Here is a 21,759-nt window from a genome sequence, read left to right on the forward strand (position 1 = left end):
GGTTATCCCCCTTTCTCTGTTGTGACCGCCTTCAAGGGTATCGTAACCTCAATGATGGTTCCCTCCCGGTGCACGCTGTATAAACGGAACTGGCCTCCGAGCGATTCGGCCCGCTCCCGCATGCTGGACAGGCCGATGGAATGCCGCGTCAGCTCCTTCCATCGTTGCTTGGTTATCCCGCGCCCTTGATCCTCGATCCGAAGCTCCGCTTCATCGTTCTGCAAGGATAACGCTACCGTTACTTCCTTCGTATCCGCATGCTTGCTCACATTGTTCAGCGCCTCTTGCCCGATCCTCCACAATGCCTCTTCCGCAATCCGCGGCAGCTCCTGCATCCCGCTGATATGTGTACGCACATGAAGCTTCAATCGTTCGCCGTATTGCTGTAGACCTGTCATCAGCCCCTCCTCAAGTCCGGGCGGGCGAAGCTGCATGATCAGCTCCCGCATTTCCTTTAGTGCGCTTTGCGATAATGACTGGATATCGTGGATCGTGTCCTGGAGCAAGCTTTTCGACTCATCCGGTTCAGCGGCAATCATCCCCCCTACACCTTTGGACATCATCACCAGCGAGAACAGGGTTTGGCTTACCGAGTCGTGCAGGTCCCGGGCCAGGCGATTTCGTTCATCCATCCTTGCGAGCTCCCGCCGGTTCTCCTCCAGACGGATGCGCTGAAGCGTCATGCCGATATGCTCCGCTATGGCCTCGATGACCTCCATGTCCGCCCGATGCTGGTCTCCATACTGTTCATAGCCCACCAAGAGCATCCCGGTTAAGGAGTCCGAAGCAACCGCAAGCGGTACCGCAACGGCTCGACGAATGGGAGCTATCCATCCTTTCTCCACCAGTTGATTCGCAAGTTGCTGCGCATCCGGATCGCCGATCGGCTCTGCTGAGTGCTTCACTGCATCAGGACCGGTCCGAGCCATGTCGGCTAGCGGAAATTTGGCATGGGGCAGCGTGGTCTGTCCACCGCTGTATAGCGCACGCAGCGTGATTTCCTGGCCCACCGGTTCAAGCAGCGCCGCAACCGGCCAATCAAAATAACGGCCGAGCAAACTCATCACCTGCTCCGTTAATTCGGCCCGGCTCACTGCTTGGGATGCATAAGCGCCTAGCGCGCTGCTATATTCTCCTAGCCGGGCGAACAAATCAGCCCGACGCTGCTCAGCCGCGTACAGACGCATGCGCTCGATGGCGCTGCCGATTTGGTAGGCTACCGATTCCAGCAGCGCCAGCTCCTCCTTGGAAAAATGAAGCTTCCCGGGTGCGGCCACATTCAGCACGCCGAACCTGCGGCTGCCGGAACGCAGCGGAACGGTAGCATGATGGGTAATTCCCTCCGTGTCGCCCCACTGATAACGAACGGCGTTTTCCAGACGTTTGCAATTCAAAATGTTCACGGCATTTTTCAGTCGGCCGTCATCATAGCGCTCCAGGCACCAGCAGCTGCCGCACCTCATCGGTTCGTCATCTTCCCGTCTCAGAGCAGGCGGCAGATTCCGGCCCGCTACGAATTCATGCGTTCTCTTCTCTTCCACCAGGAACAGCCAACCGGTCGTAAGTCCGGTCAGCTCCAGCAGTTTGCCGATAACAACGTCCAGCATGGGGGCTAACTCATTGGATTCGTTCAGCGTTTCGGCAATCGTCTTCAACGTGATTAACTCCTGGATATGCGGGTCGTGTGTGGACATACAAGCAAGCTCCTTCTATATTTTGCATTCTGAAGTAACTATATTATATAATCCTGTCACGCACCATCCAAATTCCGAATGGAATTCCTGGTCGGTGAAGATCATTCATCCCATGAATTGTGGTAAAAAACAATTAATATTGTTTTATCTCTTGCAAATTTCCACCTACATATGGCTTAATATAGAAGTCGGGCCGACGAAATGAGCTGAAAGGAGGCTGATTGCAATGATTCAGATCCGTGAGGTGGTATTCGCGTAAAGCGAATATCCGTTAAATGGGAGCCCGTCGCGGGCTCCCTATATCTATTTTCAACTCCAATAAAACCAAAATCTAAAAAAACCAATTTCACGAAAGGAGGAGGGCAAGCATGATCAATGCAATTGTTTTGAAACTCAGCGATAGCTTAAATATGTATACAGAAAGAGGAGGGCATCGATGGGCCATTACAAGAACGGAAGAGAAGTGCTTCCCCCCGAGCTGCTGCAGCAAATTCAACAGTATATAGACGGAGAATTACTCTACATACCGAAACAGAGCGAGCAAAGAGCCGGCTGGGGAGAGTTAAGCGGTTCCAAACAACGCATCGAAAGTCGCAATAAAGAAATGTATCGCGCTTACTGCAAAGGACGGTCCATTGAGGAATTGGAACGGACCTACTTCCTGTCTGGAGAAAGCGTGCGCAAGATCATAAGTAAACTTACCCGCGTAGGGACCTGAACCGATGAGGTTTAACGGTCTCCGCACGGATTAACATAGGACTGTTCCCACGGGGTACAGTCCTTTTCATGTTGCATGGATCGGGGCACGGTGAACCCGCGATGTACCGTTTTTAGGGCTGTTCGGCATTTTTACCGCATTGCCACTTTGTCCGATTCGTCTGCACCATAGAAAAGGCCCGGCTGCAAACGAGCTGCAGCCGGGCTTGAATGTACCCTAAAGTTCTTCCCGCTTCTCCCCGGCTACATCCCATCGATGGCGGAATTTCTCCAGCCTCGGATGCAGAACCGGCGGCTCGGACAACAAGATCAGCCTCAGCTTCACGATCCATTCCTCGAAGGAAGAAAACGAAGCAAACACGTTAGCTACCTCCGGAGTCAGGAGAAGAAAGTGGGGACTTCCGTACTTCTCGACCAGATGTCGAAGCGCCGTATCGATCGGCGTGTATTTTTTTCGCTTCGACTCGAACGATTCAATCACGACCGAAGGTCTTCCGTGCTCCTCAATCCATTCCTGAAGCTGTTTCTCCCGCTTGTAATAAGGGCTCACCGGCTCCTTGAACATCCGCTTCACCGTCTCTTCGTGCAGCGGATACAACACCAACTTTGCGAAGGATCGTTCCTCAAAGATGGCAGCCGCCTGCTCGAGGGCCACCTGATCCTGCTCAAAAAGATCGTAAAATATCAAAGTGCCTTTCGTTGTCGGCTTCGGGGGCTCGTAGCCGTATGGGACATACTCCAAATTGCGCGGCATGATTGAACATCACCTCTCTTTACTATGATGACTGGGATGAAAGGTTCGGCGGCACACGATGCTTGGTGGCCTGCTCGAAGCCGTAGGCTAACTGAATCAACACCGGCTCGCTATAAGCCGTCCCGATGAATGTGATGCCCTGAGGACCTTTGGTGTTGTATCCTCCCGGAGCTATGATCCCATTCTCGGCATAACCACCGGGAACGGTAACCGAAGGATACCCTGCACGGGCAGCCAGATCGGGTCCATATTCATTACCCAGAAACAGCAGTGCGTCCAGCTGATGCTCCCGCAGTACATGGTCAATTCCCATGGCGCCCGCCCTTTCCTTGTTCTTCCGCTTGCTCTCCAAATACTCTTTTTCGGTCAACGCACCGCTTGTTTCCTCGGCCCAAATCAGCGTATCCTGTCCATATTTCAGGGCTATGTCGGCGTGTGCCTCATTATAAGCGATAACCTCAGCTAATGAATGAACCGGCAGCGACGGAGCTACATTCGCCAAATAATCATTGACGTATTTCTTGAATTCATAGCGAAGTACGTTGGCATCCCATCGGGTGCCCTGGCATGGCAGTTCCACCGGATCGATGATGGTCGCGCCTTGTTCGCGAAGAACATCAATGGCAGACTCTACGATATCTAGTCTATCCCGATCCAGGTGCTTATAGTAGTATCGGGGAATCCCGATTCGTGCCCGCTTCAGATAACTGGCGTCCAGAAACTTCGTGTAATCCTCTACCCTTGCTTGAGCAGAAGTCTTGGTCACCTCGTCCAGGTCATCCGCACCCGCGATCGCGCCAAGCAGAATCGCGGCATCTTCCACCGTTCGGGTCATTGGACCTGCCGTATCCTGCGTATGCGTGATGGGAATGATGCCCGTCCGGCTTACCAGACCGATCGTCGGCTTCAAGCCGACCAGACTGTTCTGGCTGGAAGGGCTGATAATCGATCCCGAAGTTTCCGTGCCGATGGCTGCCGCAGCCAAATTCGCCGCCACTGCAGCTCCGGAACCGGAGCTCGAACCTCCGACGAACATTTCGCCGGGACCGTAGGGATTTAAAGTAAGCCCGCGTCTTGACGAGTATCCTGCCCACATGGTCGAGGACATGAAATTCGCCCACTCGGTCATGTTGCTCTTGCCCAGAATAACGGCCCCCGCCTCTCGGAGCTTTGCGGCAACAAAGGAATCTTTGGCGGCGTACGAATCGGCCAGCGTGATGGAGCCGGCGCTCGTATGCAGCCGATCCCCGGTGTCGATGTTGTCTTTGAGCAGTATCGGAATCCCGTGCAGCCGTCCCCGTGCTCCCAAGTTTCTGCGCTCCTGATCCAGCTCTTGGGCAATCTGCAGCGCATCCGGGTTCACCTCTAGAATCGAGCGAAGCCATCCATCGTATAACCCGATCCGTTCCAGATACAATTGCACCAGTTCGACCGAAGACATCCAGCCTTCTTCCATGGCATGCTGCATATCCGCTATGGTTGCTTCCACAATCCATGTTCTTTTATCCAAGCTCATATATGGTCCCCCTTATTTTTCTGATCTTGCGGCAGGTGTGGGGTTTAACGTTTCATATTTTAGCCTCCAGACGTTTCAAGTCCCTATTCAATTCGGGATTCAGACATGAAACTCCTTCTGGCACGCAATCGGTCGGCATCTTAGCGGCTCTCTCGTCTCCCATGGCGGCTTGCCCCTCCTAACGTAAACTAAACGCAGGAAGCGGACCAAGAATGACTTCTTGATCCGCTCCGCTTAACTTTCGAAATCGCTTCATAACCGGTGCCGCATGCTAGCGATACCACTGGGCCTGCTTATTGAACATCTCGGCATAATGGGCTCCCTGCCCGATTAATTCCTCATGTTTTCCCTCTTCAACGATTCTCCCTTCCTTGAGGACGAGAATGCGGTCCGCATGTCTGCAGCTTCCCAATCGGTGCGATATGAAGATGGCGGTTTTGCCTTCGGTCATGGACATCAGGCTCTCGAATATCGCGGATTCCGTAAGCGGGTCTACGGCCGCCGTCGGCTCGTCCAGATAGATCACTTCAAAATCCCGATAGAACGCCCGGGCGATCGCGACCTTCTGCCATTGGCCCTGAGACAGTTCGCGCCCGCCGGAGAAGCGCGTACCCAGCTGGGTTGCTACTCCGTCCGGCAGCGAATCTACTAGCGGCGTCATCGCGGCCTTCTCCATGGCATGATTCAATCGGCGATGGGCTTGCCGGTCGTCCGGATCATGCTCACGCAGCGCAATGTTAGCCTCAAGGGTCCATTCATATCGGTAAAAATCCTGGAACACCGCCGTTACTTTGCTGCGGAAGCTGACGGAATCATAATCCTGGATGGGGATGCCGCCATAGCGCACAACGCCATGCGTCGGTTCATACAAGCCTAGCATGACTTTTACGAGCGTGCTCTTCCCCGCACCGTTCTCCCCGACAATGGCAACCTTTTCTCCGGGCTTGATGCGAATCGTCAAATCGTCTAGCACAGGCTTACCCTGATTTGGATAACAAAAGGTAACGCGATCGACTTCGATTCCCTCCCGCAAAGGCGTGGTCATCGGCAGCGCTTTTTCCGGCTGCGGAACCGGCGTATCCAGAAATTCGAACAATTGGTGGATAAACAGACCGTCATGATAGATTTGCCCGATGTTCTGACTGATGTTCTGGATGGAATATCGCGTGTCCTGGACCGCTTGATAGAGGGCGACATAGCTGCCGATGGTTAGTTTGAGGCGTGAGCCGAGCCAGACGAACACGGCTAAAATGCTAAAAGAACAAATCGTCACCGCCCCTTCCACGATCAGGCGATTCTTCATGTTTTTCCGCTCGACGCCCAGCATTTCATACGTATTTTTGAAATAAATGCCCCGCCATTTGTTCAATAAATAATCTTTGGCATGAAACAGCCGGATTTCCTTGGCCGCTTCCTTCGTCTGCAGCAGTTGGTTCATGTAGGCCGCCATACGGGACGAAGCCGTCTGCTGATGAATGACCACGAAGCGGGAAGCCCCCTCTTTCTTCTGGATGATCAACAGCGGAACGATCAGAAGCAGCATAACGATTGGTAATATGTAATGAAAGCTGAACAAGAGCACGAGCAAACCCGTCAACGTGATGAGGTTCTGAATAATCGAGAACATGTAAAACACCATGTTAATTCCGCAGATATTCAGATTGCGAAGAGCACGCTGCAGCTTGTCGTAGCTTTCCGGAGATTCAAAGAATACGAACGGAAGCTTGCTTAACTTCTCCGACACTTGGAGATTAAACCAGTAGGATACATAAGCATTCATCTTTCGCTCGGTATACTTTTGAAGAGATGCCAGCACGAGGCCAATCAGAATGACCGCCATCTGGAGTAACAGCCAATACAATGCTTGGTATGGAGCTTGATCCCGAATCAACACACCGGTAACGGCGTCTATGACTTGAGCCGTAATATAAATCTGGGCAACGGGCAAAAAAGCCTGCATCAAATAAATCATGGTCGATCTGGTGAACATCCGCGGAGAGACGCGGTACACCTGCTTCATAACCTCGAACATCAGGTTCGCATATTTCATGTTGTATAACCTTGAGCCTCCTTCGTCGCTAAGCCGATTTGTTTAGGGCTGAAGGTTTAGCATGAGGCAGCTGGTTGATCATTTGTTCTAAATGATGCAAATAATTCGTGACGCTTTTGTTGATGACGAGCTGCTCCTCGGATAAGTAGAACGCCAACGGAAACCGGTTCACTTTAAACGAATCGATCATAGCCCGGTCTGCCCACACGACCTGCATATCGGTTAACTCATTGGCAACCGCCATTTCTGCGGCCTCATCCGCATCCTGGGCATATAGGAATACCGTGACCGAAAGATCCGGATGCGAAGCCATAAACGCTTTGATGGCCCCGTACGTTTCTTTGCAGGCATTGCAATGGTTCATCGTGAACAATAGAATTTTGGGCTTGCCGTCGTACAAATTCACGGTATCACCGGCCATGCTCGTATAGGCTGCCCGAGGAATCTGCGTGCCAAGCTCGAGCCCTTCCTTCGGAACCGCAGGCATCTCGTGCCCGGTCACGACTGTCTGCGGCTTCAACTTCAACTCCCGAACCTGACGGTACAGTTTGAACACGAAGAAAGCCAAGCTGAATATCAAGCCATACTGAATTACGAGCACGGTCGTAATCAAATTCATGGATTCGTTCCCTCCTTCGCCTGTAATGAATCAAGAGTATACGCATTCACCGCCACCAACGAAATAACGGCAATGCCGCCGGCCGACAGCAAGGTAAGAACCGCCTCTTGGGCCGGCATGAGGAAGAGATTCACGGGTTCGGACAAAAGCCAAATTAGCGCTTGATATCTTGCTTGGACTGCACCTTGCCGTTCTTCTTCGCTGTTCACCCGTTCTCGATCATACTGCAATGGACCCAAAACCATATTCGACCCCTCACTCTTCAACCGTAATAGGAAGCCGCATGCCCTACGTGAAATATAAACAGCGGAACAAGTAGTTCCGCTGTTTAAAAGATAGGTTCATGCGTTTACAAAAAATTAACAGCCGCAAGTATATCTCTCTTCCGAACCGTTGCCGCAGTCCCATACTTCAAGACGAACGCCGAATTTGTCGCGTCCGCATTGCTCCGTAGTGTTACAGGAAGTATGACGAAGAATGCACATAAATACTCACCTCCTTTCAAGTCATGAAGTTCAGTCATTTATATGAAAGGTGTTGCTATGCAAAAAGCTTCGGAATGTGTTAAACGCTGGCTGTAGGGATCTTCAAATTCTTAAACCGAGTCGTTTGTAAGCGGGTTCAATTTCTGAGGGGTGTAAGTGGTTTATGCTAACTAGCTGGCTTGCAGGATAATTTTAAATATACTATATTTATCATTTCTTACAAGGATAATATCTTATAGTAAAATAATAGAATATTATCCCTTATTAAAGAAATTACATAAACAAAAGGCCGCCCCGTTTTGTTAATCGGGGCAGCCCTTTGCTTACCTATTTAACTGATGATCGTAATGACCGGCGCCGAAATGGTAGGCTGTGTCGTGATGGCGGAGGCCGTATTCGTGAAGCTTGCAATTTCCAACAACACCGGTATTCCCGCCGGAACATCCGTCGTATCGAGCACCAAGCTGGCGGTTGTCAAAGTCGATAACGCGAGCTGCTGCAGCATCCCGTTAATATACACATTAAAGTATTCAGCGCCTGTCAACGCGGGAAATGCCGTCACGGGTGCTTCGGCATCATCGATGAAACTCGTGGCCGGCATGGTAATCGAGTCTGCACCGATCATCGCTTCGTCGACCAGCGCAAAATAACGGGTTACGATTGGCGTTACCGTCGTGGTGATCGTGCCGCCGGTTGCAACGGGAACCGATGCGACCGCGGTAATGATAGGTTTAATAACTGGCATGATCTTCACTCCTCTCTTGTCTAAGATAGAAAAAATATGGCTGTGCCACATTATCATTAAATGATAGATTCTGAGATTTGGTTCTGACATTCTCCCACTATATAAAAAACAAACAGTGAATGAATCCATGCTCAGGCCAATATATCACCGAAGAAAGGATAAATGTCCACTCGAGTCCTTCCCCGATAACATAAACTAAGTGGAGACATTCATCCGGGGGGAGGGGGGATAAGACTGAAAACTCCCGTGATCAAGCGGAAACGATATCGAATTCTAAAAGCTGCAGAATATCGAAAACGCAGGAACTGCAAGAAGCGAAAATACAAACGAGTCGTGGCGGCAGGCAAACGAAAATGGAGATGCAACTCCAGATCCACTTATCGGACCACCCCCTCTGCTGTTCAACATAGACGTCAAGTGGGACGCGGTCCAAAAAAATTCTTATCGACACTATTACCTCTATTCCCTCAAGTCGTTCCTGGGAACTCGGGCTTGGCGGGGCCAGCCGGGCTTCAAGGACCCCAGGGCATTCATGGCAACCCTGGCTCGGAGGGGGCAGCGGGCATTCCCGGACCGGTGGGACCCCAAGGCCCTCAGGGTGTTCCTGGCAACTCTGGCATGGAGGGGCCGGCGGGCATTCCCGGACCGGTGGGACCCCAAGGTCCTCAGGGCGCTCCAGGCAACCCTGGCATGGAGGGGCCGGCGGGCATTCCCGGACCGGTGGGGCCCCAAGGCCCTCAGGGCGCTCCAGGCAACCCTGGCATGGAGGGGCCGGCGGGCATTCCCGGACCGATGGGGCCCCAAGGTCCTCAGGGGGCTCCTGGCACCACAGGCTTGGAGGGGCCGGCGGGCATTCCCGGACCGATGGGACCCCAAGGCCCCCAGGGCGCTCCAGGCCCTCCAGGTATGGAGGGGCCCGCTGGAATCCAGGGGCCCACGGGGCCGCAAGGCCCTCAAGGAATCCCCGGAAGCGTCATCGTGCCGGAGATTAACGTGCTGCCGACCACGCTTCGCTATTTTTACGTATTGATGTCCGAGGTTAATCTGGATGATCCCTTCGTCATATCTGCCGGACAATTTACGGATGACGACGGTAACCAGGCATTTCAGAGCATTATGGTAGGTCCGAACAGCTCCTCGACCGTTTATATCAACGGTATGATTCAGGAAGGCCGAATCTACACCATCACTTCGGAGGCACTAACCTTGTATTCTCCCGGCGATGTGCTTCTGGCCGGAACGCAGATCTTGCTGGAGGTGCTGTATCTCACCGTTCAGGTGGTAGCTTGAACGGTGAGCAAAACACCCCGCTGCGGCGGGTAGCAAGGTTCGCGCAAAAAAGACATCTGCCGCAAGGAAGATGTCTTTTTCCTCTGCTTCTTAACATGTTACCGAAATAAACGGTCCCCTCTCTTCCATCTTATCGAATTCGACTATTCGGCCCGGCTATCGATGACTTCATAATCAAACCAGTCGAACAGCGCAGGGGTTGTTCCGTTGTCGCCGAATGCATACATAGCAATCATTAACCCTGTAAATCCGCCGGCTACTTCCGTCGCAAGCAGATGGGTTTCACCTGATCCCATATTCAGGAACTCCGATGAGCCTTGCCCCATGGAGAATCGGAAATGCTCGGGCATTGCTTCGATTCGTAACACGACAGCCCCCTCCGGACAGCGGCTGGTTTGTTCTACGCTAAGCGACCCCACGGTACGTCTGAATACGATCGTTTTTTCCTCGTTTATAAGCTTTACGGCCAGTTCATAATGATAATTTTCATTCATAAAAACGGTTAATCCCGCTTCTTCCCCCTCGTTTGCAGGCTCAAAGTCCAAAGCAGCGGATATATTGCAAGAAAAGTGGCATAATCGTCGCCCGACAAAAGCAGGGGCTGCCGCGTCGTTCAAGGACGATGGGTTGCCCCGCAGCACGAGATATCCCGGATGTTCCTGCAGCGACCAGCTCCCTGGCAATGGGTTGCGCAAAAAGACCCAGTCCAAACCGAGGGAGGCGTGATCGAAATCGTCTCTGGACGGCTTTGCGGGCCACCGGCATACCGGCAGCTGAGGACTGTCCATTACCTGCTCGACCCGTCCCTCGAATCCAATGCTCGGCCAACCGTCCGCCGTCCATGTGACCGGAGCCAGATAAGTTTCTCTGCCGAGATGATGGCGCATGGGGTATGAAACCGGCCTGATCCCCAAGAAAACGGCCCACCACGTGCCATCCTGAGCCTGCACCAGATCCGCGTGCCCTGTCGCGTGAATGGGGCTTCTCCTGCTTCGATGGGACAGAATCGGATTATGGGGACAAGGCTCAAACGGCCCGTAAGGATGTCGGCTTCGCGAGACCGTGACCATATGTCCGTACTCGGTTCCGCCCTCGGCAATCATTAAATAATACTGACTGTCTATTTTGTATAAATGCGGAGCTTCCGGACTGGCTCCCCCGGTTCCTCTCCAGATTAAGCGGCTTTCCGTCAGCTTCTTGCTGCTTGCAATATCGATTTCGCATTGATAAATGCCCTCTCCCTCGTCGCCGCAGCAAGCCGTCTGAAAATAGACGCGACCATCGTCGTCAAATAGCAGCGAAGGATCGATGCCTTGCTGGGCGACAGGGATCGGGTCAGACCAAGGACCCGCAGGATCCGGGCTTTTGACGTAAAAGTTGCCGATTCCGCTGACGTTGGTTGTCGTCATATAATACCAGCCCTCATGATAGCGAAGGGTCGGGGCATAAATTCCCCCTGAGCTCCCGGCTTTCTTAAGGGGCAGTTGTTTTTCCGATGTAAGGCAATGGCCTATTTGCTTCCAATTTACCAAGTCCTTGCTATGAAAGATGGGAACGCCCGGGAAATACTCAAATGTGCTCGTCACCAAATAATAATCTTCGCCAACACGGCAAATGCTTGGATCCGGATAAAAGCCCGGTAGGATGGGGTTGCTAAACTTCATGAAACAAAACACTCCTCTGCACTCCTTATTTATGTCTAAGAAGCGATGGTCTATGAAACAATGGCGGAAAACAGATTGGCATAAAAGAGAGGCAGCTTTTGGGCCTGCCCCTCAAATCAAACGGTTCAGTTATTCCACAGCTCAACCCGATCACGAACCAGCTCCGAATATTCCTGCTCCATTTTTTCCGCCCCGGCAGCGTTCAGATCTTGAATGAACTGATCGTAAAGAACATCGAATTGGGACGGGTCTGCAAGGATGATCTCCGGAATGCGTTTGCGAACAATCTCTTCAACCCGCTTGTAGGTGATTGCAATATTGGAGTCGATCGGCGGGGAAATAAGATATGCCGCACCCCACGGCTTTGTCGGAAATTCCTCCGACTTTGGCCAGAGATCCTTCCACATTTCCGCACCATACGCTCTCAGCGTCTCTTTGGCTGAAGGCGTATAATTGGCCTTGATTTGTTCCGGGAAGTTGGTCGTATAATAATTTCCGGTCGAATCCTTCGCGCCGTCGCCATAACGAGGAAACAAACTGTTATATAATCCAATTCCGCTCTCTTTGGTAAAGCTGGCGTTGTCGTTAACTTTGCGGTCCTGCACGTCCTCCGGAATGACGCGTTTGCCGTCTTTGACATTGTAATGCTCGCCTTCAATGCCCCAGTTCATCAAAATTTGCCCTTCTTCGGAAGCCAGATAATCCAAGAACTTGATGATCCGTACCGGATCCTTCGCGGATGTCGTGATGCCTACTCCCCAGCCTGCTGCATACCCCGCATTCTGGAACGAAGCGTCCTTGGTCGTCCCATCCAATTGGATCGGGAATCTCGCATAGGTACGGTTCTCTTTGCCGGCCGTTCTCAGCGCATTCGTCGGGTTTCCAAACCCCCAATCGGCGTCAATGACGCCAAGAACGCGGCCGGAGGCGATCTTTGCTTCGTACTGGTCCGTCTTCTGAACGAACGTTTCATTGTCCAATATGCCCGTGGCGTTGAGATGATTCAACCAGCGGAAGTATTCCTTGTCCTCCGGACGTCTGTAGTGCAATTTCGCTTCATACGTTTCCGGATCAACATAATACTCCCCATCCCCTGACAAACCGGTAGCAATCACGGCCGCATCCGTTACGGAGATCATGAATCGCCAGCCATCCGCATTGAGCGTCAACGGAATCGTTGGCTGACCGTCGATCGTCGGGTGTTTCTCATAATAATCCTTCAGCGCCTTCTCAAAATCCTTGACGGTCTTGATTTCCGGATAACCGAGCTCTTTCAGCACTTCATGCTGGATATGGAAATTTCCGCCGGCATCCAATGGCTGATGATCCACGGCATTCAACGTCGGAAGGACGTAGATCGATTCATCTTCGCTGCTCCACTTCAGACGGTTCATGTAATCCCCATAGAGCTTTTTCAGGTTCGGTGCATGTTCTTCGATCAAATCGGTAAGGTCGATAAAAGCGCCCGAATCAACGAACAGATTCGCATCGCCTTTCGCGAATACGAGATCCGGATATTCACCGCTCGCTACCATCAACGGCAGCTTCTGATTGGAACCGTCAACCGCAAATTCGGCTTGGATCGTAACGCCGGTCGTCTCGGTCAGCTTTTTGCCGACGGCATCCTGCATACTTGCCCAGTTCGCATTCGAATCGGCGCTGAAATACGTAATTGTAACCGGTTTCAAATCTTCCCCTTCGCTGCCTGCGGAATTGCCGCTGTCACCGCTGCTGCACGCAGCCAGAATAAAAGTAACCAGCAGCATCATGGCCATGAGCAGCGATAATCCCTTCCAGAGTTTCATGTCTTTACCCCCTATTCAATATCTTCTTGTCAGTCGCCAGCAGATCATGCTTTCTAGCTTTTTTGTATGGATGGTTTAGAGCGACTCCACTTTCAGATCCTATTATATCTTCTAGTTTTGTCCTTATTCCTTGATCATAGAGCCTGAATATAGCATGATAAGGACATCAAGATACGACATAATTTACTTGGGAGGGTGGCCGAATGAGAAGCGTACATTTGGACTGGTTTACGACCGATGAGCAGTTTCAGTTCTTTATTCAATATGGCGGACACGAAGAGGACATGTACGTGCATCACCATGTTGATTTCTCCGAACTCGTTATCGTTTTGCATGGTCATGCCACCCATATCGTCAACACAGAGGAATCGTTTATCAAGAAGGGGGACGTCTTTGTCATTAACGGCACCACCTCCCATGGATATAAAGACCCGCATGAGTTTCGTATTTGCAACATCATGTACAAGCCCGAGATGCTGGAATTGACGGGTCCGGAGTTCAAAAGATCGAACGGGTATCAGGCGCTTTTCGTTCTGGAGCCGTATTACCGCAATATCAACCACGCCTTGAGCAAGATGAGCCTGCCGATCTCTAGTCTGGATTACGTATCGTCCGTTGTTGACTTCATGATTGAGGAATACGCGAACAAACTGCAGGGCTACCAGACCATCCTGCGTTCGCGATTTATGGAGCTCGTCGTCCAGCTGTCACGGCAGTATGAAAAGCAAGAGCGTCACGGAGCCCAAATTCATCTGATGCATTTGGCGAAAGCCATTTCCTTTATGGAGGATCACTATTTGCTGCCCATTTCCCGTGACGAAATTGCGGCCAAATCCAATATATCCGTCAGGCATTTGAATCGGATATTCCAATCCTATTACCAAACAACGCCTTTCGCCTATCTTCTTCAGCTCCGCTTGGAGCACGCATGCAGGCTGTTAAAGACGACAGCCCTTCCGATTTCGGAAATTTCTTATCGGAGCGGATTCAATGACAGCAATTATTTTACCCGTCAGTTCTCGAAGGTGTTTGGCCTATCTCCTAAAGTGTACCGAAAGCGCAGGTAAGCACTTTGCAAGGCGCGAGAAATACCGTCCGCCACAAATCCGTGAGTTTCAATGCAACCTTAGATCCTGCAGCAGAAGCAAACCGTTCGAAAAAATCATCCCACCTTTAAATTAGCTAAATTAATTGAAACGCTCCCTCTATTTAGCTATTATAGACTCAAATTAGCTAAATCGAGGTGAAATTTATGAGAATGACTTCCACCGATATGCAAAACAATTTCGGAAAGTATCTTAAGTTAGCTGAGGCTGGCGAGGACATCATCGTGACGAGAAACGGCAGAGATATTGCCAAATTAATAGCCTATGCCGGCACAGATGAACCCGTCCTGAGAGAGGGGGCTGTAAAGTATACAGCCGACAATGACTTTGTTACTTACGAGGATTTCCTGGAACTAACCGGGGGCTCGGAACAGCGCCACGAGCTGATCGACGGGATCGTGTATAACATGGCTTCCCCTTCATACAACCACCAACATGCAGTTAATGAACTGCACGGCACATTTTACAATTGGTTCAAAGGAAAACCCTGTACACCGCTGACTTCCCCACTTGATATTACATTGAAGAAGGAGGAGGCAAATATCTGTGTCGTACAGCCGGATCTGGTCGTCATTTGCGACAAAGATCAAATCAATGAGAAGGGAAAATATATGGGTACGCCTGACCTCGTCGTCGAGGTGTTGTCTCCGCCCACGCGTAGCAAGGACATGATCCCGAAGCTTGATCTATACCGGCAATGCGGCGTAAAAGAGTATTGGATCATCGATCCGATGAAAGCTCAAGTCATCCTCTTTTCCTTGTCCGACGGCGAGATCGCGGATGTGAACTACTTCTCGCAAGCCCATGACTCTTTTGCGGAATCCAAACTTTATCCAGGGTTACAGGTTTCAATGCAAGATTTGTTTGCGTGACTACTATACATTAGGAAACAACCTATTATTGGCCACCTGCTTTGCAACTTCAATAAGCATTTTCCAGCGTATAATTGTCTTCTTACGCCCATTCATGAAACCAATCCTCTTCTGTCGGCGTACTAAAAGAAAGCATCCACGCTGGTAAACGATCGTATACTTCCTAGTACTGCAATCCAAATCAGCATCAGCTTAAAGGTGTTTTTAATCGTAAACGCTATTTAAAAATTATTTGAAAGAAGGACGATCATATGATTATGACAACAACATCTACCATTGAAGGTTACCCGGTTAAAAGGTATATCGGCATTGTGAACGGCGAAGTCATTATGGGCGCTAATGTAGTGCGGGACTTTATGGCCTCCATTACCGATTTTGTTGGTGGGCGCTCGGGAGCCTACGAGAACAAGCTGCAGGAAGCAAGGGATGTAGCGTTTGCCGAGATGAAAGATAAGGCTGAGCGAATGGGGGCAAACGCTATCGTAGCGGTGGACATCGACTATGAGGTCATTCGTGAGGGAATGCTGATGGTGGCTGTCAGCGGAACAGCTGTGGTGATATAACCGCTCGTTACTTCTGTATCGCGTAGCCCTAGTAATCTGGAATCAACAGATTACCAGGTGCTATCCACTTCGAATCAAGGATCTCAGTTGCATGTATATTGGAACAGCGTGTATGGGTTCCCCCATACGCGTTCTTCCTTCTACTACTGTTTTCAACACTCCGTCGACTTGGCACGGATCACCCGAATTGACGTTCAAGCCAGATCACTTCACTAATTCTTATTCTAGTCTTTGAGATGTCCTCTATTAAACAAAGTACCCCAAGCTTTAGAGAATCATTCAATACTCTATAAGAGTTTTCTACAAGCGCACTACTTTTTGGCAAATTTTGTGGATGTATTATTTATGTCCTTGTGGACTGGATCTTTAATTCTGAACGTTTTCAGGTTGAGGTTGCTGTGTTACGCCTTCAAACAGATCAAATTCTTTACGCTAACTGCGCCAGGATTTGCATTGAGCCAAACTTCGTAAACCCCAGATATATTAACAGCAGTTCTTGTTCCATCCTTTACTAATGTACTACCCATATCTAATAGTACTTGGTTATTCTCATCTAAAAAACGAAGACGAATTACTTGTGAAGTACTGCCTAACAAAAGCTGATAGCCTTCTATGTCTATTGGCTTATCAAAACGATAATGTAAATAGGCATTAGAAGATCCATTATCGCGAAGAGAGATCCTTAAGACCCAAGGCGCACTGAAATCTGAGCTGATAAGGCACTAAGTGGCCGTCAGGACGCAGCTTTGGGGAGAGCTGGTTTATGGAAATGAGAAGTTGATTGATGATCGGACACTTTGAATTATTTTTGCTTGAATGCTTATGATTTATTATTAAGCATGCTTAGAAGCAGCGTCATAAGCTGTAACATATTGTATCGCTGAGTATCACATTGTTGTTGAGCGTAGATTTCAACATTTGGGAAGTTAATGGCGTTATTTATTATAGAATGAAAATCGATAAAAATGAGAGGGGAAAAGGAATGAGATGGCTTGGAGGTTTCATCATTTTAATTGTACTATTGTTAATTATTCTGGTGTCTTGTAAATCTTCATCCAACCAGAATATGGTTGAATATCGTCAAGAAGTAAGCCAATCAGAAATACCTGCTTTCAGTATATCAGCCAATGAAGTTGTAAGTGTGACAACGCACATGTTGGATTCAGATGATATTGCCGGAGAAACACATGAGGAAAATAATATTAAAAAAATAATGAATATTTTAAACCACAATCATGCAATGGATCCCGATGATTCTCCACCGGCGGACTTTTACAGAGAAGTACGCATAAAAAAAATAGATGGATCCTATATAGTACTAAATTTCGGAGGAGGGGGGTCCTTTTTTAAAGAAGAAGATTCAGGATTTTTTTATGTTCTTTCACCAAAAGAAAATTATAAATCCTTAAATTCATTAATTGATTATATTGAAGGTGAAGACTAAATTAACATCATTTTTCGTAAATAGCTGTTGAAGAGATGATCTGTCCTTTTTGTAGCCCTTTCACTTGATAATTTCCGATCAAGACCATCCTTTTAACAAACAGGCTGACCTAAATTTTACATAAACGAATAGAACGATCATCTAATATAACCATGCAAGACTGCGGCCACCTCCCCTTTGTCGAGGAACCTCATCCATTCAATCAAGTAGTTCTTGATTTCCTGTCGAAAAAGTTTGAAGCCTTTTGATTCTACTGGAACTTGGATATATACAAGCAGAATGAAACGGACTAGCGTGACTAGTCCGTTTCTGTTTGTTCAGGTTATGTCTTTTAGAGTTATTGCTGGAAATGATGAATGGAAGTTTTAATCAGTGCAAAGATTGCCGTCAAAATTCGATGAACAGCAGAAACGGAACATATAAAACAACTTCTTAATCAAGCGTGGGATATATTGGGTTTATGGTTCTCATCAATGGGTACCCATTTAATCATCTTCCACTTTTGCATTCTGCGACTGCACAGGGAATTCCATGATCGCTGTTAGACCTCTTTGGTCCACATTTGCAAGAATGAGGTGGCCGTGATGCGCCTTCGCAATCCTTGCTACCATCGGAAGTCCCAAACCGTGACCTTGCTGGTCAGGGCGCTTTCTTCTTGCAGAAAAGTACAATTCGGTAATCTCCGCCAATTGCTCTTGCGGGATTCCTCGCCCATCATCCCTTATGATCATGCGATATTGGGAGCGGTCTTGGGATAGAGAGGTTTCTATTGTGATTTTGCAGCCCTGCGGGTTATGACGCACACTGTTCTGGACAAGATTGCTGATTGCCCGAAGCAGCAATTTCTCGTCCCCATGGACCCGAACCGCTTCATCGGCTAGTTTTAATTCAATGTCATACCGGTCATCCAAACCATGATTCACAAATTCCGTGACAACCTGTCTACCCAGAACCGATAGCCGGATGCACTTCAAGTGCAATGGCTGCATCTCATATTCAAGCATAGAGACCAGATTCAGATCGCTTACCAGTGAGCGCAGCTTCTCGCCTTGGCTCCGGATAATACCGGCTTGATGCCTCTGCTCCTCCGACAAGTCCGATTGATCCTCCATTTCGCTGGCATAACCGAGGATGAGGGAGAGCGGCGTCCGAATATCATGAGAAATCCCGGCAATCCAGTTGGCGCGTGCTTCATCCCGTGACTGCAGCGCGGCTGTCTTGTTCTGGAGTATTGCTGACGCTGAATTCATGCTCTGGGCCAAATCACCGAATATCCCTTTGGTGTCCAACTGAACCTCTTGCTCCCTAGCTAAATTGTGGACTCCTTCCACCAGAGGGCGTATCTTTCTGATGAGCCGCGTGCCAATGACAATAGATATCAGTAGAGCTAACGCCAAATTACAAAGTAGCAGCAGCACGATCCGCAGGGGCAACGAGCTTATCCATTCTGCAAGGAAGTCCAATTGATACTTCCAGTGGCTTTCCTTGGGATACCCTACGACCATCAGACCTTCCTGATGTTCTGACGTATAAACCGGATAATCCTTAAGGTAGTACCGTGAGAACTTGGCTACATCGACTAGATTGTAAGAATCAGGAACATCATGAGGTATATGATACTCCCAGATCACATGACCATTTTCACCGAGCAGCATGGCCCAGGCATGATTCTGCTGCAGCAGCTCGGTAGCTTGCCCGTCCAGTTGAAAGCTGTCCTTCTGCATCTCCAAGCCTTGGGTCACTTGCTTAACTATGCCTTCCGGGGACGAGTTCTGGTCATTTTCCGTGAACACTAGCGTGCCTAATAATACGAAATTAAAAAGAAGCAGAAATAACGAGAACAATAGGGTAGCGGCGACAAACCGCCGTAATATGCGAATAATCCCCTCCACTAACGTATCTCCTTCACCAGCAGCTTATATCCCAGTCCCCTGACTGTGAGTAGATGAATCGGTTTAGAAGGATCCCTCTCGATTTTTTCCCGTACCCGTCTGACATGGACCATCAATGTATTTTCGTATCCGTAACTGTCATCTCCCCAAACGGCTTGACATAAGGCATCGCTCGTGACGATTCGGCCTTGGTTCTCGTACAACTTTACAAGAATCGCATGTTCCTTTGCCGTCAATGACAGTTCCTTCCGGTTCCTGTGCACGACAGCGCTCTCAAGGTCTATCGTCTGTTCCCCCAATCGGAAGACAGGAAGACGCTCTGCTACGGGAGAGGAGTAGACCCGCTTCAGTATTGCCATCAGTCGTAATACCAGCTCCCTCGGCAGGAAAGGTTTCACAATGTAATCATCTGCCCCCAAACCCAGTCCAAGCAATCGATCTTCATCCTCACCTCGCGCGGAGAGAAAAAGAATTGGAATATCCGTCAACTGTTTAATGGAAGACAGAAGCGAGAATCCGTCGCCATCAGGCAGCATGACATCGAGAATCGCGATATCCGGTTTACCCTCTCGGCAGATCGACAGAGCCGAAGCACAGTCGCCTGCCATGTAAATACGGTAAAAACCCTCTTTTCTTAAAAATCGTTCGATCATAATTCTGATTTCCGGTTCATCATCTACAATTAATATTTTTTTGTCTTTTAAATTCTCCATGCCCCATCACCTGAATTTATTATACATGAACAACGGGATGAGCCGTCTTTTTCTAAATCTATTTAAGGTTAGCGTAAGGTTGTCTAAAGACTGAAGTAAGGTAGATTCTTTATGGTTGAAACGAAGGAGAAATTAAAGACTGGAATGGAGCTGACTTTCTTATGAGTGCACTCGCTATTGTGCAAACGCAAAATCTGTCTAAAACGTATGGGGCAAATAACAGTGTAAATAAAGTGGATTTACGTGTTCAAGAGGGAGAAATCTATGGGTTTCTGGGCCCAAACGGTGCAGGGAAAACAACGACGCTAAAAATGCTGCTCGGTCTCATCAAACCTACGGAAGGGACCATCCATATTTTCGGGGAAAACCTGAGCAAACATCGGCCATCCATTCTGCAACGTACCGGGTCGCTGATTGAATCTCCCTCTTATTACGGGCATTTGACCGGGCTTGAGAATATGAAGGTTATGCAGAGCCTTCGGAACGTACCCGATAAAAACGTGCACGAGGCCCTTCGTATTGTGCGGCTGGAAAATCAGAAAAACAAAAAAACGGAACAATATTCGCTAGGAATGAAGCAACGGCTGGGCATCGCGATGGCACTGCTTGCTTTCCCCAAGCTGCTGATCCTTGATGAGCCGACGAACGGACTTGACCCTGCAGGCATTGGAGAAATTCGGGAGCTCATCAAGTCATTGCCTGAACGCTATGGAATCACTGTATTGCTCTCCAGCCATCTCCTCTCGGAGATCGAACAAATCGCTACCTCCGTTGGTATTATCACGCAAGGGAATCTGTTGTATCAGGGGAGTATGGCAAGCTTGAGGCAAAAAAACAGAAACGCCATTTTTATGAAAACCGGGGACAATGCGAAAGCCGAGCAGCTCCTGCTCACTCAAGGATACAGCCCGGCACAAAGTGGCAGCCGGCTTGAGCTCGGCACGCTTCAGGATACGGAAGTGGCGGAGATGAACAGACTGCTTGTTGAACATAAAATCGAAGTCACTCGGATTGAAGAGCAGAAGAAAAGTTTGGAGGATATATTCCTGGAGCTGACAGGAAAGGGGCGTAGCTTGTGATCAAGTTGTTAGGGTTGGAGTATTATAAAATCCGTCGCAAAAAAATAGGGATCATGATGATATTATTTCTTGTCGTAGAGATGCTGTGGGCTTTTATGTCCGTAAGCCGGTCCATTGCGAGCAACCCGGATCACGCCGTTTGGGAATCCGTTTTTTTTAGTATATCATCCATGAATGGTTTGTTTATGCCCATTATGTCGGCTGTTGTTGTCTCACGCATTTGTGATATGGAACATAAGGGATCGACCTGGAAAATGCTTGCTGCTACCAATGTTGGACGCGGACGGCTCTACGCAACGAAGTATATATGCACTAATAGTCTAATCTTGTATGGCATCGGGGTACAGGCTTTATTCATCATCGTGTTCGGACTCACAAAGGATTTCCCCGGTACGCTGCCTAGCGATTTATTATTCCGGTTCGTTGGAGGCACTCTCCTCACGACGCTCGCTGTTACAGCTCTTCAACAGTGGATATCTTTTGCTATCAAAAATCAGGCTTTTGCGCTGTGTTTAGGCATGCTGGGCGGCTTCATCGGAATGACCGCCGGATTATTTCCGGCTGCAATTCGGCATCTTTTTATTTGGTCTTACTATTTGGATCTCAGTCCTGTAACTTATCGATACGCCGAGTCTGCGAGCGTCTATATCGTACAGCCTGAAAGTGTTGGTATCGTACTGGGTTCGTTGATTATGACTCTCCTGTTCTATTTCGTGGGGAACTTCCATGTAAGCAGGCAGGAAATCTGAGG

The 21,759-nt window shown here is 49.3% G+C and carries 19 protein-coding genes; 8 read left to right on the forward strand and 11 right to left on the reverse strand.

Features of this window, described 5'->3' with window-relative positions:
- Positions 1-2: 2 nt before the first annotated feature.
- On the reverse strand, positions 3-1,694 hold the full coding sequence (locus MHI43_RS19760; RefSeq protein WP_036661316.1) for a GAF domain-containing sensor histidine kinase: 1,692 nt from the start codon (positions 1,692-1,694) through the stop codon (positions 3-5).
- A 436-nt stretch (positions 1,695-2,130) separates the two neighbouring features.
- Between MHI43_RS19760 and MHI43_RS19765 the strand changes: the two genes are divergently transcribed.
- Positions 2,131-2,412 carry a CD3324 family protein gene (locus MHI43_RS19765; RefSeq protein WP_006211013.1) on the forward strand — a complete coding sequence of 94 codons (282 nt, stop codon included), beginning with the start codon at positions 2,131-2,133 and terminating at the stop codon, positions 2,410-2,412.
- Between the two features lie 216 nt (positions 2,413-2,628).
- On the opposite strand, the gene MHI43_RS19770 is transcribed toward MHI43_RS19765, so the two are convergent.
- The 6 genes from MHI43_RS19770 to MHI43_RS19795 all read right to left on the reverse strand — a co-directional run bounded on the left by MHI43_RS19770 (position 2,629) and on the right by MHI43_RS19795 (position 8,580).
- Positions 2,629-3,165 carry a hypothetical protein gene (locus MHI43_RS19770; RefSeq protein ID WP_036661318.1) on the reverse strand — a complete coding sequence of 179 codons (537 nt, stop codon included), beginning with the start codon at positions 3,163-3,165 and terminating at the stop codon, positions 2,629-2,631.
- 22 nt (positions 3,166-3,187) lie between these two features.
- Positions 3,188-4,681 carry an amidase family protein gene (locus MHI43_RS19775; RefSeq protein ID WP_036661321.1) on the reverse strand — a complete coding sequence of 498 codons (1,494 nt, stop codon included), beginning with the start codon at positions 4,679-4,681 and terminating at the stop codon, positions 3,188-3,190.
- Positions 4,682-4,952: 271 nt separating this feature from the next.
- Positions 4,953-6,731, reverse strand: a complete 1,779-nt coding sequence (locus MHI43_RS19780; protein WP_036661324.1) for an ABC transporter ATP-binding protein — start codon at positions 6,729-6,731, stop codon at positions 4,953-4,955.
- A gap of 28 nt (positions 6,732-6,759) precedes the next feature.
- Positions 6,760-7,350, reverse strand: coding sequence for a hypothetical protein (locus MHI43_RS19785; RefSeq protein ID WP_036661326.1), 591 nt, complete (start codon positions 7,348-7,350; stop codon positions 6,760-6,762).
- A complete protein-coding gene (locus tag MHI43_RS19790; RefSeq protein ID WP_341283152.1) occupies positions 7,347-7,580 on the reverse strand; it encodes a hypothetical protein in 234 nt (77 codons plus the stop codon). The genes MHI43_RS19785 and MHI43_RS19790 overlap by 4 nt, the downstream gene beginning before the upstream one ends.
- 586 nt (positions 7,581-8,166) lie before the next feature.
- On the reverse strand, positions 8,167-8,580 hold the full coding sequence (locus MHI43_RS19795) for a DUF4183 domain-containing protein (protein WP_015736101.1): 414 nt from the start codon (positions 8,578-8,580) through the stop codon (positions 8,167-8,169).
- Between the two features lie 492 nt (positions 8,581-9,072).
- Here MHI43_RS19795 and MHI43_RS19800 point away from each other — a divergent pair, with 492 nt between their 5' ends.
- Entirely contained in the window at positions 9,073-9,870 is a 798-nt protein-coding gene (locus MHI43_RS19800) for a DUF4183 domain-containing protein (protein WP_200868609.1), read from the forward strand.
- A gap of 143 nt (positions 9,871-10,013) precedes the next feature.
- Here the strand turns inward: MHI43_RS19800 and MHI43_RS19805 are convergent, their stop codons facing one another.
- Positions 10,014-11,534: a glycoside hydrolase family 43 protein gene (locus tag MHI43_RS19805; RefSeq protein WP_036661331.1), complete on the reverse strand. Its 1,521-nt coding sequence runs from the start codon at positions 11,532-11,534 to the stop codon at positions 10,014-10,016.
- Between the two features lie 125 nt (positions 11,535-11,659).
- Positions 11,660-13,339 (reverse strand): ABC transporter substrate-binding protein, encoded by a 1,680-nt coding sequence (locus MHI43_RS19810; protein ID WP_036661333.1) that lies wholly within the window; start codon positions 13,337-13,339, stop codon positions 11,660-11,662.
- A 203-nt stretch (positions 13,340-13,542) separates the two neighbouring features.
- On the opposite strand from MHI43_RS19810, the gene MHI43_RS19815 reads away from it, so the two are divergent.
- From MHI43_RS19815 to MHI43_RS19830, 4 genes are all read left to right on the forward strand, one after another.
- Positions 13,543-14,406 carry an AraC family transcriptional regulator gene (locus MHI43_RS19815; protein ID WP_036661335.1) on the forward strand — a complete coding sequence of 288 codons (864 nt, stop codon included), beginning with the start codon at positions 13,543-13,545 and terminating at the stop codon, positions 14,404-14,406.
- Positions 14,407-14,591: 185 nt separating this feature from the next.
- On the forward strand, positions 14,592-15,317 hold the full coding sequence (locus MHI43_RS19820; protein ID WP_036661337.1) for a type II toxin-antitoxin system prevent-host-death family antitoxin: 726 nt from the start codon (positions 14,592-14,594) through the stop codon (positions 15,315-15,317).
- Between the two features lie 251 nt (positions 15,318-15,568).
- The gene (locus tag MHI43_RS19825) at positions 15,569-15,880 is read left to right on the forward strand and encodes a YbjQ family protein (RefSeq protein WP_036661340.1); all 312 of its coding nucleotides are present in this window, start codon (positions 15,569-15,571) and stop codon (positions 15,878-15,880) included.
- A 949-nt stretch (positions 15,881-16,829) separates the two neighbouring features.
- Positions 16,830-17,324: a hypothetical protein gene (locus tag MHI43_RS19830; protein ID WP_341283153.1), complete on the forward strand. Its 495-nt coding sequence runs from the start codon at positions 16,830-16,832 to the stop codon at positions 17,322-17,324.
- Positions 17,325-17,809: 485 nt separating this feature from the next.
- On the opposite strand, the gene MHI43_RS19835 is transcribed toward MHI43_RS19830, so the two are convergent.
- Positions 17,810-19,216: a HAMP domain-containing sensor histidine kinase gene (locus MHI43_RS19835; protein WP_036661345.1), complete on the reverse strand. Its 1,407-nt coding sequence runs from the start codon at positions 19,214-19,216 to the stop codon at positions 17,810-17,812.
- Positions 19,216-19,929: a response regulator transcription factor gene (locus MHI43_RS19840; protein WP_036661348.1), complete on the reverse strand. Its 714-nt coding sequence runs from the start codon at positions 19,927-19,929 to the stop codon at positions 19,216-19,218. The genes MHI43_RS19835 and MHI43_RS19840 overlap by 1 nt, the downstream gene beginning before the upstream one ends.
- A 161-nt stretch (positions 19,930-20,090) precedes the next feature.
- Between MHI43_RS19840 and MHI43_RS19845 the strand changes: the two genes are divergently transcribed.
- Together MHI43_RS19845 and MHI43_RS19850 are read left to right on the forward strand one after the other, a co-directional pair.
- A complete protein-coding gene (locus MHI43_RS19845) occupies positions 20,091-21,008 on the forward strand; it encodes an ABC transporter ATP-binding protein (protein ID WP_015736111.1) in 918 nt (305 codons plus the stop codon).
- The gene (locus tag MHI43_RS19850; protein WP_015736112.1) at positions 21,005-21,757 is read left to right on the forward strand and encodes an ABC transporter permease; all 753 of its coding nucleotides are present in this window, start codon (positions 21,005-21,007) and stop codon (positions 21,755-21,757) included. The genes MHI43_RS19845 and MHI43_RS19850 overlap by 4 nt, the downstream gene beginning before the upstream one ends.
- Positions 21,758-21,759 lie beyond the last annotated feature (2 nt).

Origin of the sequence: Paenibacillus sp. FSL H8-0457 (assembly GCF_038051935.1) — a bacterium.
GTDB lineage: Bacteria > Bacillota > Bacilli > Paenibacillales > Paenibacillaceae > Paenibacillus_AQ > Paenibacillus_AQ lautus_A.

What these genes read in the sequence shown, in the direction of transcription:
- MHI43_RS19760 (WP_036661316.1), bottom strand. Translation starts at nt 1,694, where the DNA reads ATGTCCACACACGACCCGCATATCCAGGAGTTAATCACGTTGAAGACG.
- MHI43_RS19765 (WP_006211013.1), top strand. Translation starts at nt 2,131, where the DNA reads ATGGGCCATTACAAGAACGGAAGAGAAGTGCTTCCCCCCGAGCTGCTG.
- MHI43_RS19770 (WP_036661318.1), bottom strand. Translation starts at nt 3,165, where the DNA reads ATGCCGCGCAATTTGGAGTATGTCCCATACGGCTACGAGCCCCCGAAG.
- MHI43_RS19775 (WP_036661321.1), bottom strand. Translation starts at nt 4,681, where the DNA reads ATGAGCTTGGATAAAAGAACATGGATTGTGGAAGCAACCATAGCGGAT.
- MHI43_RS19780 (WP_036661324.1), bottom strand. Translation starts at nt 6,731, where the DNA reads ATGAAATATGCGAACCTGATGTTCGAGGTTATGAAGCAGGTGTACCGC.
- MHI43_RS19785 (WP_036661326.1), bottom strand. Translation starts at nt 7,350, where the DNA reads ATGAATTTGATTACGACCGTGCTCGTAATTCAGTATGGCTTGATATTC.
- MHI43_RS19795 (WP_015736101.1), bottom strand. Translation starts at nt 8,580, where the DNA reads ATGCCAGTTATTAAACCTATCATTACCGCGGTCGCATCGGTTCCCGTT.
- MHI43_RS19805 (WP_036661331.1), bottom strand. Translation starts at nt 11,534, where the DNA reads ATGAAGTTTAGCAACCCCATCCTACCGGGCTTTTATCCGGATCCAAGC.
- MHI43_RS19810 (WP_036661333.1), bottom strand. Translation starts at nt 13,339, where the DNA reads ATGAAACTCTGGAAGGGATTATCGCTGCTCATGGCCATGATGCTGCTG.
- MHI43_RS19815 (WP_036661335.1), top strand. Translation starts at nt 13,543, where the DNA reads ATGAGAAGCGTACATTTGGACTGGTTTACGACCGATGAGCAGTTTCAG.
- MHI43_RS19820 (WP_036661337.1), top strand. Translation starts at nt 14,592, where the DNA reads ATGAGAATGACTTCCACCGATATGCAAAACAATTTCGGAAAGTATCTT.
- MHI43_RS19825 (WP_036661340.1), top strand. Translation starts at nt 15,569, where the DNA reads ATGATTATGACAACAACATCTACCATTGAAGGTTACCCGGTTAAAAGG.
- MHI43_RS19830 (WP_341283153.1), top strand. Translation starts at nt 16,830, where the DNA reads ATGAAAATCGATAAAAATGAGAGGGGAAAAGGAATGAGATGGCTTGGA.
- MHI43_RS19840 (WP_036661348.1), bottom strand. Translation starts at nt 19,929, where the DNA reads ATGGAGAATTTAAAAGACAAAAAAATATTAATTGTAGATGATGAACCG.
- MHI43_RS19845 (WP_015736111.1), top strand. Translation starts at nt 20,091, where the DNA reads ATGAGTGCACTCGCTATTGTGCAAACGCAAAATCTGTCTAAAACGTAT.